Here is a 13,212-nt window from a genome sequence, read left to right as displayed (position 1 = left end):
TAGTCAATAATTAATTCTAAGAAAAGCCCCTTCTTTGCTAGCAAAGAAGGAACCTTTTTAATTCATATCCATTTTTTTATATTTCTAAACATGGATCTTATATATTTTATTTATCGTAAGAAACAGCTTCCTTATTCTTTTTAAAGTAATCGTAACCTGAAAGCAGGGTTACTATAACCGCAATCATAAGCATTATCATTGGAGCGAATTTAAAAAATCCTTTCAAATAATAATTGTCTATTACAAAAATTTTTAACAGCCTTGCATCATGAATATTTACTTTTAATAATAATAAAATTATTGCTATAATTTGTATAACCGTTTTAATTTTTCCCCACCAGCTAGCTGCTATAACTCTTCCTTGCGCTGCCGCTATTGATCTTAAACCTGAAACAGCAAATTCTCGTGCAATTATAACTACGGCTGCCCATCCTGGTACTACCTGTAAATCAACTAAAGAAATTAACGCCGCAGTAACTAATAATTTATCTGCTAAAGGATCCATAAATTTTCCAAAGTTAGTTATTTGATTTCTAGATCTAGCAATATACCCATCTAACTTATCCGTTAATGAAGCTAAAATAAATATAAATGTAGCAATAAAACTTCCATATGGTATATCTTTAACTGCTATAAATACTAAAAATACAGGAACCAAAAATATTCTAATTAAGGTTAACTTATTTGCAAGATTCATCAACAACAACTCCCACTAAATCATAATCCATAGTCTCTACTATTTTTACCTTTACAAATTCACCATTTTCTATTTTTGCATTTGATTCAAATAATACATTTGCATCTATATCAGGAGCCATTTCATAGCTTCTTCCATAATAGCACTTTCCATTATATCCCTCAACAAGAATATCATATAACTTTCCAATTTTCAATTTATTTATTTCTTCTGAAATATTCTTTTGTAAAAGCATTAAATCTTCTTCTCTTTTTTCCTTAATTTCTTCATCTATTTGCCCATCCATTTTAGCAGCTGGAGTATCTTCTTCCTGAGAATAAGTAAATGCACCTACTTTCTCAAGCTTATGTTCCTTTAAGAAATCAATAATTTCATTAAAATCTTCATCAGTTTCGTTTGGAAATCCTACTATAAATGTTGTTCTTATAACAATTTCAGGAACTCTTTCTCTTAAAATTTGTATTTTATTAATTATATCTTTTTTACTAGTTTTTCTTCCCATAAGTTTTAAAATCTTATCGCTTATATGTTGAATAGGTATATCTAAATACTTTACAACTTTTTCATTGCAAGCAATTTCGTTTATAAGTTCATCATATATCTCTTCTGGATAACAATAAAGCACCCTTATCCATTCAATTCCTTCAATTTTGGATAATTCCTTAAGAAGAACATGCAGATTCTTTTTCCCATAAATATCGCTTCCATATAAAGTAGTGTCTTGAGCTATAAGTATAATTTCCTTTACTCCACTCTCACTCAAATCTCTTGCTTCATTTATAATATTTTCCATCTTCCTACTTCTAAATTTTCCCCTTATCTTAGGAATTATACAATATGTGCAAAAATTATTGCATCCTTCTGCTATTCTTATATATGCACTCTCCCTTTGAGTTGTAATAATTCTCTTTCCTTCATTAATGTTTTCATCGGAATAATTCAAAAGTTCTGTTGCTAATTTATTTCCATCTATAAATTCAGTTATGATTTCATTTATTTTATTATAGTCATTAACTCCAAGCATTATATCTATTTCAGGTATTAATGTCTTCAACTCTTCTCCATATCTTTGAGTAAGACACCCTGTAGCTATAAGCAGTTTGCATTTATAATTAATTTTATAATTAGCCATCTCTAAAATTGTGTCAATGGATTCTTGTTTGGCACTCTCTATAAATCCGCATGTATTCACTATAATTATATCTGCGTTCTTGGGGTTATTAGTTATCTCATATTCATCACTCATCTTACCTAATATTATCTCTGAGTCAACTCTATTTTTATCACAGCCTAAGCTTACCATTCCAACTTTATACTTGCTTGAAGCCTCTTCATTATATTGTTCTCTATTCTTCGCTATTTCTATTTTAATTTCGCTCAACTTCTTATATCCTCCTACGTTCTAATAGTCTTAATTATAACAAATTAGAACTACATTTTACAAGTTGCTATTATACATATACTACTCCCAAATCTCATAAAAATCACTTATTATTTTACCTCAAAAGAGTTAAATTAAAAAAGTTAACATAATGTTTAATTTTATTTCATAATTAATCTAAAACTATAGCTTTAAACTTTTTAGACATTATTAATTAATTTTCCTCTTCATGTTCATCTTCTAATAGCTGCTGCTTAGTAATAAGCACCTGCCTTGGTCTACTTCCATCCTTTTCCGATATAATCCCCCGTTCTTCTAATTGATCCATTATTCTAGAAGCTCTATTAAACCCTATTCTGAACTTTCTTTGAATAAACGAAGTTGATGCCTGACCATACTCAACTACAACATTTATCACCTCATTAAGTAATTCATCAACATCGTCATTACTATCATTTGCATCCACAGATTTTGAATCTGACGCATTATTAATATGATCAATTATATCTTCTTCATACTTAGTATCACCCTGTTCACTCTTAATAAACGATACAACTTGCTCTACTTCTTCCTCCGATATGAAGCAGCCTTGAACTCTAAGAGGCTTACTTTCTCCCACTGGATAATATAACATGTCACCTTTTCCTAACAATTTTTCCGCTCCGGATCCATCTAAGATAGTTCTAGAATCAATTTGAGATGATACTGCAAATGATATTCTAGATGGAATATTAGCTTTAATTACCCCTGTTATTACATCAACTGATGGTCTTTGAGTTGCTATAACTAAATGCATACCTGCAGCTCTTGCCATTTGTGCTAATCTTCCAATATAATCTTCTACATCATTAGGACATACCATCATAAGATCAGCAAGCTCATCTACTATAATAACTATATATGGCAGTTTTTGTTCTATTATACCCTTATTAAATAATTCATTATACGACTCCATATTTCTAACTCCAGAGTCTGCAAAGAGCTTATACCTATTGGTCATTTCATTTACTGCCCAATTTAAAGCTGCTGCCGCTTTCTTAGGATCTGTAACAACTGGAATCAAAAGATGTGGTATTCCATTATAAACATTTAACTCAACAACCTTTGGATCTACCATTAAAAGTTTAACTTCTTCTGGATTATACTTATATAATAGGCTTATTATAAGAGAGTTTATGCATACACTCTTACCAGAACCTGTTGCCCCTGCAATCAGTGTATGTGGCATCTTACTCAAATCTCCCACAACACATTTTCCTGATATATCTTTTCCTAAAGCAAATGCAAGCTTTTTCTTAGACTCGATAAATTCATCATTTTCTAGAACTTCTCTTAAAAAGACTGGTTTTTGTTTTCCATTTGGAACTTCTATACCAACTGCCGCCTTACCTGGAATTGGTGCTTCTATTCTTATCCCAGAAGCTGCTAACCCTAAAGCTATATCATCAGATAGATTTACAATCTTACTAACTTTGACACCCGGACTTGGCTGAAGTTCAAATCTCGTAACTGATGGACCTTTTGTAACTTGAGTAACCTTGGCATCTACTCCAAAATTAGATAATATTTCTTCAAGCTTATTAGCATTCTCTATTAATTCTTTTTTGTCACTGCTATTAAGTTTTGTATTTGAATTTAATTTTAATAATTCAAGGCTTGGATGTTTATACTCCTTAGTTTCTTTTTGTTCCATTATATGTTCTTGTATCTCTTTATTTACTACTTCCTTAACATCATTACCTAAGTTTTCTTTCTTCTTAGTATGACTTTGCGTAGGTTTTTCTATAAAACTCTCTATCTGAATATCTGATGATACTTCAGCTTTTGATATAGGTGAGATTTCTGTATCATCACTAGTATTTTTCATAAAATCTAGAATTTTTATCTTCTTTTCTACACCAGAAAGAAATGCTTCTTTTTCATTTTCTTTATCATCTTTTTCTACTATATTTATAAAGTTCTCTCTAACTGGTTTCTGCTCATCCCTTACTTTTCTACTTCTTCTGCTATTTCTTATTTTTTCACCTTTATTGTAGGCCTTTATCCCTAAATCATAAAGAGTAATATCGAAAATCAAAGTGATGGCAATTATTGAAAATGCGAGAAGAACTATATATGTCCCAAGGGCCCCTATAATTTTATACATTGGATAACATATGAGATATGCCATTATTCCACCATGAGGAGTCTGGGCGCTATCATTAAGTATGACCTTAAAATTTTCAAAAAAACTTCCTTGCCCGTCTAAACTTTGAATGTTTATTGTTCCAAATGTCAATATGGTAACAGCTACTAATATAGTTATTCCAAAAAAATTCTTGCTTAATTTAATATTTCCTCGTGTTTTTATATATTGGAATCCAAAATATATTAAATAAATAGGCAATGCATTTGCACCTATTCCAATTACTACATATGATACTCTTTGCGCTAAAGATGATAATATTCCAGCTAAAGAAGTGTATATTGCTATACCAAGTATTATTCCTGTTGCAATATACACTATTCCTACTATATCTGGATTTATTGTGTTTTCATCTTTTTTACTTTTTGTAGTGCTATGTTTGCCTTTAGTCCTACCCACCTTAAATCACCTCATAATTTTATTTCTACATTGAATAGCAATTCTCCTTTAATAAGATAACACTAAAAACAAAAATCGGCTATAGATTTTTTCTATAACCTTAAAAATAGCTACTATTTTTCTATTAATTCGTTAAGTTTGCTTAAAGCTTCCTGTATTCCTCCAACTTGGTCAATAAGTCCACAATCAACTGCTTGCTTTCCAATTAACATTGTTCCTACATCATTTAATAAATCATCTGTCTGAAGCATGAATCTTTCTAAAGTATCTGGTTTTATATTTGATGTTCTAACTATAAACTCATTTATTCTTTCTTGCATTTTCTTAAAGTATTCAAATGTTTGAGATACTCCAATCACAAATCCATTCATTCTTACTGGATGAACTATCATTGTTGCAGATGGTGTTATAAATGAAAAGTCTGCTGATGTAGCAAGCGGTACTCCTATGGAATGACCTCCACCAATTACTATAGAAACGGTTGGTTTTGACATACTTCGAATCATTTCAGAAATAGCTAAACCAGCTTCTACATCTCCTCCAACTGTATTTAAGACTATGAGTAGCCCTTTTGCATCATCATTTTGTTCGATATCTATTAATTGAGGTATAATATGTTCATATTTTGTGGCTTTTGTTTGTGGGGGAAGTACAGAATGCCCTTCAATCTGCCCTATTATAGATAAAACCTGTATTCTTTTATTTGGAGTTGCTAATGTAGTATTTCCAAGTTCTTTTACATTTTCTATTTTATCCTGTGCTTCTGATGTATTTTTATCTTCCTTTTCTTTCTCATTATTATTTAAAATATATTTATCCATAAAATAATTCCTCCTATACTCTTTTTATTTTGTACAGTAGGAATTATTTTATACATAAGTGAAATTCCAAATCTATGATTTGGCTAATTGAACTTACTCAGCGAACGAAGCGAGTCGAGTTTCCTTTTAAATTCAAAATCTATGATTTAGTTACTCGAACTTACCCAACTAGCCAATTTTCCTTTTGAATCCCAAATCTATTATTTTATTAATTTAACTTACTCTATATAAAAACTCATAGAACTCATTTAATTAAACTTCCGTTATATTAAAGTTTAAAAGTTTTATGTAAAACATTTATTGCTTCTTTTTCATTTTCAGAGTGAACCAAGCACCAGATTGTCATATGAGAATCCGCTGTTTGTAATACTTCTATATTATTATCCCTTAATGCCTTGATTATTTTAGCCATTACTCCTGGTATTCCCTTCATTCTAGAACCAATAACCGCTACTTTGCTACAGTTGTCTATCAAAGTATACTTTAAACTAGCACTATTTAGAACATTTTCTAAAATCTCTTTATCCACTTGATTTATAGTGAAAATTTGTTCATTAGGAAATATATTTATTAGATCTAAGCTTATTTTATTTGCAGCTAATAAATCCAATACATTTTTGTATTTTACATTTCCTTGATTTTCTGCAGCCCTTATAGAAATCTGAATTCTATTCTTTTGGCTTGCGATTCCTGTCATTATCCTGTCATTGCTTTTATCTCCAAAGTTGTTTATTAAAGTTCCTTTACTATTGCTCATAGTATTTTTAATTAATATAGGAATATTTCCTTCCATTGCAACTTCTACAGCTTTTGGATGAATTACTGTTGCCCCCTTATCTGCTAGTTGGAATACTTCATTATAGCTTATAACATCAATTAAATTTGCATTTTCAACAACTCTTGGATCTGCTGTCATGATTCCATCTACATCAGTATATATTTCAATTTCTGACGCTTTAAGGGCCACTCCTAAAATAGAAGCCGTCGTATCGCTTCCCCCTCTGCCTAAAGTAGTTAAATATCCGTTTTCAGTCATTCCTTGAAATCCAGTTACTACAGGAATTCTTCCTTGAGACACTAACTCTAGTATTTTTTTAGGTTTCACCTCAATACAAGTTGCATCAGTAAAATTATTATCAGTTAATATTCCTGCTTGTCCGCCAGTAAGTGGTACAGCATCAATTCCTGCATTATACAAATCATTACTCATAACAACTGAGCTTATAATTTCTCCACATGTCATTAATAAGTCTTGTGCTAACTTATTGGCATTTTTAAATTTATCGCTTATTAATGATAATAATGTATCTGTTGCATATGGCTGACCTTTTCTTCCCATTGCTGATACTACCACAACAGGACTATATCCATCTTTAATAGCACTCTTAACTTTTTCAATTACTTTCTTTCTATTTTCTTCAGTGGATACTGAAGTTCCTCCAAACTTTTGTACAACTATTTTCATTAAATTTCCTCCTGAATTATAACTTTACTTTTTTTATTACTTCCTCATCTGCATCTAATATGATAGTTTTAGCACCAATTTTTTTTACACAATCCCATGGAATTTCTAAAAAATCTTTACTGCTAAATAGATTAAATTTTCCGCCACTTAAATTAACTATTAAATATTTAAAATTTCCTTCTTCATCTATTATTAGATCATTATTCAATAGATAATCATATTTTTCACCATCATTTATATTAATAAGTTCGTATCTCTCTATGTCACTTAAATATTTCACCTTATTTTCTTCGCTCATAATAAAAACCTCCTTTTAGTACTCATAAAATAATATGAGAAAAGGAGGTGTATTATTACATAATCTTCTATAAATTAATTTTACCATTATGATTTGAGTTATCATATGCTTTGGCACTCTTTAGTATTATAGAATCTAATTTACTATATTCTACATCTTGCCCAACATACGCTGCATTTATAACTCCCTTTTTAAAACATCTTTCTAAGACGTATTGTATATCATCTTTTCTTATATTATCTATTTTCTTTATTACTTCTTCTTGAGTTTTTATTTTATTTCTAAACAAGAATGTCTTTGCATTCGAGAACATTCTCGAACTAGTACTTTCAAGCCCTAAAATATAATTAGCTTTAATTTTCTCCTTATTTATTTCAAGCTGCTTATCAGTTATTCCGTTCTTACTAAATAGAGTAATTTCTTTTTCTATAACTTCTAAAGCCTTCTCTCCATAATTTCTATTTAATCCGGCATATATATTTAAAGTTCCAACTCCCTGAAATGGTTGCAGGTAAGATGTTATAGAATAACATAATCCTAATTCTTCTCGCACTTTTTGGAAAAGGATTGAAGATGCACCACTTCCAAATATATTATTAAGTAGCACTAATGCGTAATTGTTTTCATCTCCATAAGGTAATCCCTCTAATCCCAGAGAAATATGAAGCTGCTCGATTTCTTTTTTTGCATATGCAGAATCAACTTGTATTATTGTTTTATCATATTCTGGAGTATATTCACCTTTGCTTTTCCATTCACCAAAATATTTATTAATCAATTCATCTAACTCTTTATCATTGAATTTACCACAAACTGATATTACAGAATTATATGGCGTATACTTTTCACTAATAAAATTTAATATCTTTTCTCTAGTAAATGACTTTACCAATGGTATTGTTCCTAAAATAGGATATCCTAACGACTCATTTCCAAAACAAGCTTTAGAATGCACATCATCTAATACATCTTCCGGCGAATCTTCACTCATATTAATTTCTTCAATTACTACGCCTTTTTCTTTTTCTATCTCTTCTGGATCGAATTTTGCATTTAAAAGTATGTCTGAAAGGACATCTAACGTTAAATCTAGATGGGTATCTAATGCTTTAATATAATAACAGGTAGCTTCTTTACTTGTGAAAGCATTGATCTGTCCTCCAACATTCTCAATATCCTCCATTATTTCTTTAGAAGTTCTTTTATCAGTTCCTTTAAAAAACATATGCTCAATAAAATGGGATATTCCATTAACTTCTGGACTCTCATTTCTAGAACCATTCTGAACCATTACTCCAACACTGATAGAATTTAAGTGTTCTATTTTTTCTGTTACAATTCTTAATCCATTTTTAAGGGTATATGTGTTATACATTTTATACTTGCCCTCCTTCTTAGTTAAAAAAAAGGCAATTAATTGCCCTTTATTTCTCTTCCTTATTTTCTTGTTCTACTAAAGCATCTTTTCTCGAAAGATTTATTCTACCTTGGTTATCAATTTCTGTAACCTTAACTAAAATCTCATCTCCAATAGATACTACATCTTCTACTTTGTTCACTCTTTCCTTAGCTAGCTTAGAAATATGAACTAATCCTTCTTTACTTGGTAAAATCTCAACAAAAGCTCCAAATGTAGTTATTTTAGTAACTTTTCCAAGATAAACTTCTCCAGCTTTAACTTCTTTAGTTAATCCTTCTATTATCTTTATGGCTTCATTAACACCATTATGATCAGTTGAGCTTACAAATACAGTTCCATCTTCTTTTATATCTATCTTAACTCCTGTATCTTGTATAATTTTATTTATAACCTTACCACCTGCTCCTATTACATCCCTTATCTTATCAGGATTTATGCTCATAATTTGTGTTTTTGGAGCATATAATGAAACATCTTCTTTAGGTGTAGAAATACATTCGTTTATTTTATCAATTATAGTAAGTCTAGCTTTTCTAGCATCTCTTATAGCATTTTCTACTACATTAAAACTAAAACCTTGAAGCTTAGTATCTACTTGAATAGATGTTATACCTTCTGTTGTTCCAGCTACCTTAAAATCCATATCTCCAAAGAAATCTTCTATTCCTTGAATATCAGTTAATACTGCTTCTTCACTTAAATCTTCTGAAGTTATTAATCCCATTGCAATACCAGCTGCTGGTCTTTTAATTGGTACACCTGCATCTAATAATGCTAATGTTGAACCACAAACTGATGCTTGTGAAGTTGAACCATTAGAACTTAAAACTTCTGATACTAATCTTATTGTATATGGGAATTCTTCTTCGGAAGGGATTAATGGTTCTAAAGCTCTTTCTGCTAAAGCTCCATGACCTATTTCACGTCTACCAGGACCTCTTAAAGGTTTTACTTCTCCAACACTGTATCCTGGGAAATTATAATGATGCATATATCGTTTTGATTGAGCTTCATCTATTCCATCTAGAATTTGAATCTCGCTAATTGAACCAAGAGTTGCAACTGTCATTACTTGAGTTAATCCTCTTGTGAATAATCCTGTACCGTGTGTTCTAGGCAAAATTCCTATTTCACATCCTAATGGTCTGATTTGATCAAATGCTCTTCCATCTGGCCTTCTCTTATCTTTTAGAAGCATGTGCCTTACAACTTTCTTTTGCATAGTGTAAAGAACTTCCTTAATATCGCCCATTTTGTCAGCATATTTTTCACCAAATGCTTCATTAACTTTTTCATAAACTGCATCAACAGCAGCATTTCTTTCATCTTTTTCCATGATATACATTGCTTCTTTAATCATGTCAGATGCAAATTCTTTAACATCTTTTTCAAGTTCTGGATCTACAGCATATAATACTGGTTCATCTTTTTTCTTTCCAAACTTAGCTACTGCTTCTTCTTGGAATGCAATAATCTTTTGACACTCATCAAAACCATATTTAATAGCGTCTATCATAGTATCTTCTGGTATCTCCTGTCCACCAGCTTCAATCATCATTACTCTTTCTTTTGTAGCGCATACTGTTAAATGAAGAATGCTTTTTTCACGACCTTGAGTATCTGGATTTGTAACGAATTTACCATCGATAATTCCTACTTGAACTGCTGCAGCTGGAATTGTATAAGGAATACTTGAAAGGCATAATGCAAGCGATGCTGCATTAATTGCTAAGATTTCTGGCAAATTATCTTTTTCTACGGATACAACTGTAGTAACAACTTGAACGTCATTTCTGTATCCCTTTGGAAATAGAGGTCTTAGAGTTCTATCAACAGCTCTACCATTTAATATAGCTTTTTCTGATGGTCTTCCTTCTCTCTTGATAAATCCACCTGGAATTTTACCTACTGCATATAATCTTTCTTCATATTCAACACTTAGAGGAAAGAAATCAATTCCTTCTCTTGGCTGCTCTGATGCATTAACATTAGTTAAAATTACTGTGTCTCCATAGCTAGTAAATGTTGCTGCATTTGATAACATACCTACTTTTCCGAACTCAACTTTCAATTCTCTTCCAGCGATTTCAGTCGTTAGAACGTTATTCATAATTTATGACCTCCCTTTAGGTTCATCTAATCATTAATAATATTGTATAATTTTTCTATAATTTGTATAGTTTAAAATAATAGAGCGGAAAACTCCGCTCTAAAAATTATCTTCTTAAACCTAATTCTTTGATTAAAGTTCTATATCTTTCGATATCTTGATCACTTAAATAGTTTAAAAGACCTCTTCTTTGACCAACCATCATTAATAGCCCTCTTCTTGAGTGATGATCTTTCTTATGAACTTTTAAATGTTCAGTTAAAGATTGAATTCTTTCAGTAAGTAATGCTACTTGAACTTCTGGTGAACCAGTGTCGCCTTCGCTTCTTCCAAACTTTTTAATTAATTCTAATTTTCTTGCCTTATCCATTATAAGTGCACCTCCGTGTATTATATTAATTATCCCCTAGTTCCAAGTAAAAGATGGCACCTTACAACTTAGAATTAGGTTCCCTGTGTTATTATATCAAAAGTAACTATTATTGTAAACTATATTATTAAAGCCGACATGCAATTCTCATTTTTCGCAAAAGCTTTATCACTTTCGAGCTGGTCCTTTAACTCTTCTAAACTATTAAATTTTTCTTCGTCGCGGATTTTTTTTATAAAACTCACATCTATTTTATCTCCATATATTTCTTTATTAAAATCTAATATATAAGTTTCTACCGTTAAATTTTTACCTTCAACCGTAGGATTGTATCCAACAGATGTGATTCCTTTATATATATTATTATTTACCTTAACATTAGTATAATATACACCAATCTTAGGTAAAATGAAATTTTCATCATATTTCAAATTCGCTGTAGGAAAACCTATAGTTCTTCCAATTTTCTTTCCATGAATAATTTCACCACTTAATGTGTAAGGCATGCTGAGCATCTTATTAGCTTCTGAAACCTCACCATCTTGAATGGCTTTTCTAATTCTAGTACTGCTTACAACATCGTTATTATATGTACGTGGATCCATAACATATAGTTCATACCCATATTCATTTTGCAATTCTCTTAGAAGTTCTACATTTCCTAAATTCTTGTATCCGAATTTATAATTAAACCCTACAACAAACCCCTTGATATTATAATTAACTATCAAAAACTCTATAAATTCCTTTGGTGTCATTTTCATAAATTCAAGATCAAATTCCTTAAAGCAAACTATATCTACTTTATGTTTTTCCAGAATTTTTGCTTTTCTTTCATTGTCCATCAAAAGTTTTACTGAGTTTTCTTTATTTATAAGAGTTCTTGGATGGTTTTTAAATGTAAAAACCATACTTCTCCCTTTATTTTTTTTTGCAACTTCTACTACTTTATTTATTAAAGAAAGATGCCCAATATGAAGTCCATCAAAACTTCCAAGAGCTATATAATTATTAGAACTTTGAATATCTTTTGAATGTTTATCTATAATTATCATTATCCTTACTCCTAAATCAAGGCACCCAGAAAAACAGCTACATACTAGTTAAGATGCCTAAAGCAACAATTTTTCGATTTTGAATCCATCATCATCTTGTTTTCCAATTCCTATAAAAATGCCTTCACTATCATATACCCTATATAGAACATTTTTTTCTCTTTTTTCATTTGTCAATCTCTTATCGAATACTTTAACTCCATTTATTAATAATTTAGTAAATGTACTCTTTACTGTAATTTTAGGGTAAAAAGAAAGTGCATCCTCTATAGTCATAATATAATCTTGTATATTTTCCTTAGTTAAATCATCTATGTTTACACTATCTAATTGCTTAAAAATAGATGTTTCAGATCTATTTAATTCTGCCATAGCTGCTCCAACTTTTAGTTTTTCACCAATATCATAACATAAACTTCTAATATATGTCCCTTTTGAACAAGCTACTTTCATATATACATAAGGTAATTCAATCTTCAAATCTGATATATTAAATATTCTAACTTTTCTCGCTTCTCTTTCAACCTCAATACCTTTCCTAGCTAATTCATAGAGCCTTACTCCATTTTTTTTAAGGGCAGAATACATAGGTGGAACTTGGTCATATTCTCCGATAAAGGATAATGCGACCTCTGAAACTTCATCACTCTTAATATGATCTATTTCATTCTTCTCCAATATCTCACCTTCAAGGTCATATGTGGTTGTCTTCACTCCAAGTAGAAATTTCACCTCATATACCTTATTACTGTTCATGATATAATCAATAGTTTTTGTAGCTTTTCCAAGGCAGACTGGAAGGACTCCAGTAGCTTCTGGGTCCAATGTTCCAGTATGACCGACTTTCTTTTCGTTAGCCAAGAATTTTATTTTTCTAACTACATCAAAGGAAGTCATTCCTTTATTTTTGAATATATTTAATACTCCATTTATCTGTGAAGTTTTTGTATCTTTCATATATGAATTCTCTATTCCTTCCTTATATAAGTGAAGTTATTACTTACTTTTCAT

Annotated in this window: 11 protein-coding genes; all 11 read right to left on the bottom strand. The window is 30.5% G+C overall.

The genetic code is table 11. The features are described 5' to 3' along the window. Window positions 1-106: 106 nt before the first annotated feature. Entirely contained in the window at window positions 107-697 is a 591-nt protein-coding gene (pgsA, locus tag KEC93_RS06740) for a CDP-diacylglycerol--glycerol-3-phosphate 3-phosphatidyltransferase (protein ID WP_011968552.1), read from the bottom strand. Then, window positions 681-2,000, bottom strand: a complete 1,320-nt coding sequence (gene rimO, locus KEC93_RS06735; protein WP_171780387.1) for a 30S ribosomal protein S12 methylthiotransferase RimO — start codon at window positions 1,998-2,000, stop codon at window positions 681-683. The genes pgsA and rimO overlap by 17 nt, the downstream gene beginning before the upstream one ends. Before the next feature lie 292 nt (window positions 2,001-2,292). Next, window positions 2,293-4,662 (bottom strand): DNA translocase FtsK, encoded by a 2,370-nt coding sequence (locus KEC93_RS06730; RefSeq protein WP_039772245.1) that lies wholly within the window; start codon window positions 4,660-4,662, stop codon window positions 2,293-2,295. Between the two features lie 113 nt (window positions 4,663-4,775). Then, a complete protein-coding gene (locus KEC93_RS06725) occupies window positions 4,776-5,483 on the bottom strand; it encodes a ClpP family protease (RefSeq protein WP_011968549.1) in 708 nt (235 codons plus the stop codon). Between the two features lie 268 nt (window positions 5,484-5,751). After that, window positions 5,752-6,948, bottom strand: coding sequence for an aspartate kinase (gene dapG / locus KEC93_RS06720; RefSeq protein WP_077868866.1), 1,197 nt, complete (start codon window positions 6,946-6,948; stop codon window positions 5,752-5,754). Window positions 6,949-6,964: 16 nt separating this feature from the next. Beyond that, the gene (locus KEC93_RS06715; protein ID WP_011968547.1) at window positions 6,965-7,246 is read right to left on the bottom strand and encodes a YlmC/YmxH family sporulation protein; all 282 of its coding nucleotides are present in this window, start codon (window positions 7,244-7,246) and stop codon (window positions 6,965-6,967) included. 67 nt (window positions 7,247-7,313) lie between these two features. Continuing rightward, a complete protein-coding gene (locus tag KEC93_RS06710) occupies window positions 7,314-8,621 on the bottom strand; it encodes a M16 family metallopeptidase (protein ID WP_017210729.1) in 1,308 nt (435 codons plus the stop codon). Between the two features lie 49 nt (window positions 8,622-8,670). Beyond that, complete coding sequence (locus KEC93_RS06705) at window positions 8,671-10,776, bottom strand: polyribonucleotide nucleotidyltransferase (protein ID WP_011968545.1); 2,106 nt, start codon at window positions 10,774-10,776, stop codon at window positions 8,671-8,673. A 106-nt stretch (window positions 10,777-10,882) separates the two neighbouring features. Then, window positions 10,883-11,146: a 30S ribosomal protein S15 gene (gene rpsO / locus KEC93_RS06700; protein WP_011968544.1), complete on the bottom strand. Its 264-nt coding sequence runs from the start codon at window positions 11,144-11,146 to the stop codon at window positions 10,883-10,885. Between the two features lie 119 nt (window positions 11,147-11,265). Further along, a complete protein-coding gene (locus KEC93_RS06695; RefSeq protein WP_011968543.1) occupies window positions 11,266-12,201 on the bottom strand; it encodes a bifunctional riboflavin kinase/FAD synthetase in 936 nt (311 codons plus the stop codon). 57 nt (window positions 12,202-12,258) lie between these two features. After that, window positions 12,259-13,134: a tRNA pseudouridine(55) synthase TruB gene (gene truB / locus KEC93_RS06690; protein ID WP_023973315.1), complete on the bottom strand. Its 876-nt coding sequence runs from the start codon at window positions 13,132-13,134 to the stop codon at window positions 12,259-12,261. Window positions 13,135-13,212: the final 78 nt, after the last annotated feature.

Source organism: Clostridium beijerinckii (assembly GCF_018223745.1).
GTDB lineage: Bacteria > Bacillota > Clostridia > Clostridiales > Clostridiaceae > Clostridium > Clostridium beijerinckii.
The sequence above is the reverse complement of the archived record's forward strand: the minus strand, read 5'-3'. Positions and strand labels throughout refer to the sequence as shown.

Coding starts and splice junctions, on each gene's coding strand:
- pgsA (WP_011968552.1), bottom strand. CDS start 697: ATGAATCTTGCAAATAAGTTAACCTTAATTAGAATATTTTTGGTTCCT.
- rimO (WP_171780387.1), bottom strand. CDS start 2,000: ATGGTAAGCTTAGGCTGTGATAAAAATAGAGTTGACTCAGAGATAATA.
- KEC93_RS06725 (WP_011968549.1), bottom strand. CDS start 5,483: ATGGATAAATATATTTTAAATAATAATGAGAAAGAAAAGGAAGATAAA.
- dapG (WP_077868866.1), bottom strand. CDS start 6,948: ATGAAAATAGTTGTACAAAAGTTTGGAGGAACTTCAGTATCCACTGAA.
- KEC93_RS06715 (WP_011968547.1), bottom strand. CDS start 7,246: ATGAGCGAAGAAAATAAGGTGAAATATTTAAGTGACATAGAGAGATAC.
- KEC93_RS06710 (WP_017210729.1), bottom strand. CDS start 8,621: ATGTATAACACATATACCCTTAAAAATGGATTAAGAATTGTAACAGAA.
- KEC93_RS06705 (WP_011968545.1), bottom strand. CDS start 10,776: ATGAATAACGTTCTAACGACTGAAATCGCTGGAAGAGAATTGAAAGTT.
- rpsO (WP_011968544.1), bottom strand. CDS start 11,146: ATGGATAAGGCAAGAAAATTAGAATTAATTAAAAAGTTTGGAAGAAGC.
- KEC93_RS06695 (WP_011968543.1), bottom strand. CDS start 12,201: ATGATAATTATAGATAAACATTCAAAAGATATTCAAAGTTCTAATAAT.